Raw genomic sequence first — 3,398 nt, forward strand, 5'->3', positions numbered from 1 at the left:
AGACGGATAAAACGAGAAGATTTGCTAATATATAAAGAGGAAAAATATCGAGAAAGAGAACAAATTTTAAATAACCTTGTAGCCATGACTGAAGCGGAAGGACTATACAGAAAAGATGAGGAATTAAACCTAGATGACAGTAGAGCCTAGGGTTGTTTTAGATGCTTGTGTTCTTATTCCTCAGTATTTACGCGATAGTTGATTATCAATTGCTTGGCGAGGTTTATACTCCCCTTACTGGTCGAAATTAATTTTAGAAGAAACAACCCGCAATCTGATTAATCGATATAATATAACTTCAATAAAAGCCCTTAATTTAGTGGAGATAATGAAAGCAGCTTTTCCCGAAGCCATGATTGAACTGCCATCTGGTTTAATTGAGTTAATGACAAATGACTTAAAAGACCGTCATGTTCTAGCAACTGCTGTTATGGCTAAAGCTAATCTAATTTTAACTAATAATCTTCCCGATTTTTCAATGTCAGCTTTAGAAACTTGGGGTATAAAGGCTCAATCTCCTGATACTTTTTTAAGTAATTTGTTTGATGAATATCCCGAAGAAATTAAATTCAGTCTAAATAGGCAAGTCAAGAAATATAAAAATCCTCAAAAATCTCTAGCTGAATTACTAGAGTTTTTAGATAAAAAAGCTAATTTATCTAATTTTTGTCAAAAGATAACTAAAATTCTTTGATATAACTGAACTTCTCCAGTGTAAATGTACTAGCTATCTAAACATGGCTACAGAGGGAATCGCTGACTCTAGAGATTAATGACAGCATCTGTTACCATAAGGTTAGCGATCGCTATACAGCGAACTCTAGGGAATCGCTCCACTCCAGATACAGTCAACGGTACAGCCATTTTCAAAGGAAAATGTACCCAGTGACGGCTTGTCAATTTATTCTGAGAAGCGACCTGCAGTAAGGGTTGTGTTGATTTTTTAGTATTTATGTATGGGGAAGTCCAGACATATCTATCATTAAATTTCGGTTTCAGCAGCTTCGCGTAAACGGCTAATTGTACTTTTCGCCTCTTTGAGTAGGTCATTCCAATCATCAGGAGGATGACCGGTCTCCAGCATTTTTCTAAAGACTCTATAAGCGTCTGTACTACTCTCATAAGCTCGCTTAGAGTTTTCATCATTGACCCAAGCGAAAAGAATTATTTTACCTTCTTGATGATATCGAAAAAACAGTCGATACTGCTGAAAAAACTTGGCTCTAAACCAGTGTTTGTAATCGTCTCCAAGCGCAGTTCCCTGTCGATACTCACTGCGAGTTGGGTCTTGAGGAATAGTATCAAAGGCTAACTTTGCTATGGCAGCTAGACGCTTTGTCACATTTTTCCTTTTATAATCTTTAGGAAACTTGTGACGCAGCTCTTCAACCTGCGTCACAAGTTCTTCAAACTGTTCAAGGAACAGAGGATGAGCAAATATGTTCCATCCATTAATTATTAGGGGCTGATCTATAGACAACCTTATTCGTCCTCATCCAGAAGTGGTGCATCAAAATCCAGATCAACGCCGGAGACCAAGTATTGAACATGATTGACTAGGTTAGAACTAATTGCCTGTATATGTTGAGGGTTCTGTTCCATATCTTGTGCAAGAAAATTCAGAAATTTCCCAAGCACCGGATCATTTTCTTCTGCCCCGTCAGCCCTGGAAATCCATACTTTGCCGTCGGGCTGTATGTTGTAGCAGATTTTATCGCGCTTATTCAAGCCAAGGGCTTTGCGAACGGAATCGGGAATTGTAGTCTGATAGCGATCGGTAAGAGTGGATTCTGGCCATGGAGCCATCGTTGCAGCCATTGCGACCTCTCAGCCTGTTTGTAAAAACATCTTGATGGTAATGCAACTGCATTGTCTCGTCAAGTGTGGAGTGACTAGGTCTACAGCCTAACGGATGCGTTCACCTTAAATGTCGGCAGGATGCCCCCGTTACACCCATAAGGTTGTTGTAATAAACCTACACCTGTCAGCATCTCACACCCCATCTTCCCACTTCCCCCCCGTTGAGTTAGCGGGTTAGGCTTCGATCTGTCAGAATACAAGTATTGAAACAAACCCTTTAAGAGGCTTCATGGTGGAAGTTAAAGTCGTTCCCCCGAAACGCAATTGGGTTCAGACGTGGTGGCAATCTCTGAATTCCTTATCTCGCTTACTGGTGATTGCTCTAGCTGCACCACTTATAGTTCTGAATGCCTGGGCATTATCGGCAATTTTTGGCTATTTTGAATCTTTATTTGTTATTTTACTGATAGCGGCCGTTCTATCTTTTCTCTTGGGTTATCCGGTGACTTGGTTGGAACGTCAGGGATTAAAACGGGGTTTAGCTGCGATCGTGGTTTCCCTGATCACGATTTTAATTTTTGTGGCCGTGGGCATAACCCTAGTTCCCTTAGTCTTCACCCAAGCACAGCAATTTGTCAACAGATTGCCAGAATGGTTAGACTCGGGACAGCGCCAACTGATGCAACTAGATACCAAAATCGACACGATGAATCTACCGATTCCGATCAGTTTCGATGGTGTTATCGCTCAGTTTAACAGTCGTTTAGGGGCAGAATTGCAAATTTTAGCGGGAAGAAGCGTTAATTTAGCCCTTAATCTCACCGTTTTTACCGTGGTGCGAGTGCTTGATGTGCTGCTAACCATTATCCTCACCTTTTATCTGCTTCTCCACAGTCCCGATATCTGGAGGAGTATTATCCAATGGTTGCCCAAACCCGTCCAACAACCGTTTTCCCTAACCCTACGCTTAAGTTTTCAGAATTACTTTGTCGGCCAGGTGATTTGTGCCACCTGCATGGCCCTGGGATTAGTCACGGCATTTTTATCGATTAAAGTTCCTTTTGGTCTTCTATTCGGCCTCTTGATTGGCACCATGGCCTTAATCCCTTTTGGGGGAACTGTCGGCATTGTCACGGTGACAGCTTTACTAGCTTTGCGCGATATTGGTTTAGCTCTGCAAGTTTTAGCCGTAGCTGTAGTGGTGCAGCAAATTGTCGAAAACGGCATTGCTCCCCGAATTTTGGGCAGTGTCACCGGGTTAAATCCCTTTTGGGTGTTGGTTTCGGTCTTGACGGGGGCGCGAGTGGGCGGTTTACTGGGGGTGATTGTCGCGGTTCCCATGGCAGTAATGATTAAGGAAGCTTTGGAGGTTATCCGTCAAGTGACTCCAGAGGAGACAAAATACGGGATAATTAAATCCTCTCTCCCCCTAGAATCAGAATCCTCTAACGAGGTAGTTTCTCGCTGAAGAATGACTGACGGCATCATCTAGGACGATCTGAGCATTAATATTGGCCGGGATAAATCGGCAATTTTCTCGCAGGTTCTTGGCTTTTCTCTCTCGATCGAGTTATGATATCCATATTGGTAGATTAACT

At 42.1% G+C, this 3,398-nt stretch carries 4 protein-coding genes; 2 read left to right on the forward strand and 2 right to left on the reverse strand.

The genetic code is table 11. The annotated features are described in order from the left end of the window. Positions 1–328 precede the first annotated feature (328 nt). Positions 329–694 (forward strand): VapC50 family PIN domain-containing toxin, encoded by a 366-nt coding sequence (locus PX636_RS02795; protein ID WP_353853448.1) that lies wholly within the window; start codon positions 329–331, stop codon positions 692–694. Positions 695–982: 288 nt separating this feature from the next. On the opposite strand, the gene PX636_RS02800 is transcribed toward PX636_RS02795, so the two are convergent. After that, the gene (locus tag PX636_RS02800) at positions 983–1,480 is read right to left on the reverse strand and encodes a type II toxin-antitoxin system YhaV family toxin (RefSeq protein WP_149986981.1); all 498 of its coding nucleotides are present in this window, start codon (positions 1,478–1,480) and stop codon (positions 983–985) included. Positions 1,481–1,482: 2 nt separating this feature from the next. Continuing rightward, positions 1,483–1,818 carry a type II toxin-antitoxin system PrlF family antitoxin gene (locus tag PX636_RS02805; protein WP_149986982.1) on the reverse strand — a complete coding sequence of 112 codons (336 nt, stop codon included), beginning with the start codon at positions 1,816–1,818 and terminating at the stop codon, positions 1,483–1,485. 271 nt (positions 1,819–2,089) lie between these two features. On the opposite strand from PX636_RS02805, the gene PX636_RS02810 reads away from it, so the two are divergent. Continuing rightward, positions 2,090–3,268: an AI-2E family transporter gene (locus PX636_RS02810; RefSeq protein ID WP_288116159.1), complete on the forward strand. Its 1,179-nt coding sequence runs from the start codon at positions 2,090–2,092 to the stop codon at positions 3,266–3,268. The last annotated feature ends 130 nt before the right edge of the window (positions 3,269–3,398 follow it).

Source organism: Microcystis sp. M53598_WE2 (assembly GCF_030067735.1).
Classification (GTDB): Bacteria; Cyanobacteriota; Cyanobacteriia; order Cyanobacteriales; family Microcystaceae; genus Microcystis; species Microcystis aeruginosa.